We start from the raw sequence: 442 nt of genomic DNA on the forward strand, positions 1-442 counted from the left end.
CTGATCGTCTCGGAAAATCAATCTATACATTTCTTTTAATTCGATCACATCAATATAGTCATAAAGATTTTTACCAGCAAAGGTGAACAGCTCCTCTGCAATATGAATCATGCTGAGAAAGGTAGGACCTGTATCAAACGTGAAATCACCAAGTTGAAACTTAGAATTACGTCCGCCAACAAAGGGCTGTTTTTCGTAAACATGAACATCGTGTCCTTTGCTTTGAAGCATCATAGCTGCCGCAAGTCCCCCTGGTCCTGCTCCGATCACAATGATTTTCATTATCCTTTTTCCTCCAAATTAATTCACTTTAAGTTAATTATACAAATTAGAAAGATTAGATCAACTTTCGATGTGCTCTATTTGTCTCATGTTATGTATCAAAAAAAGCCGGCTTCCCTTCAACAAATGTAAGAAAGCCGGCCCTTTATTACGCTTCTAT

Annotated in this window: 1 protein-coding gene; it reads right to left on the minus strand. The window is 37.6% G+C overall.

Annotated features, from left to right (window positions below; translation table 11 throughout):
- The coding region (locus tag SB658_RS21955) for an FAD-dependent oxidoreductase (RefSeq protein ID WP_410602295.1) at window positions 1-282 on the minus strand (282 nt) is incomplete at its 3' end.
- Between the last annotated feature and the right edge of the window lie 160 nt (window positions 283-442).

Origin of the sequence: Bacillus sp. SIMBA_008 (assembly GCF_046535495.1) — a bacterium.
GTDB lineage: Bacteria > Bacillota > Bacilli > Bacillales > Bacillaceae > Bacillus > Bacillus subtilis.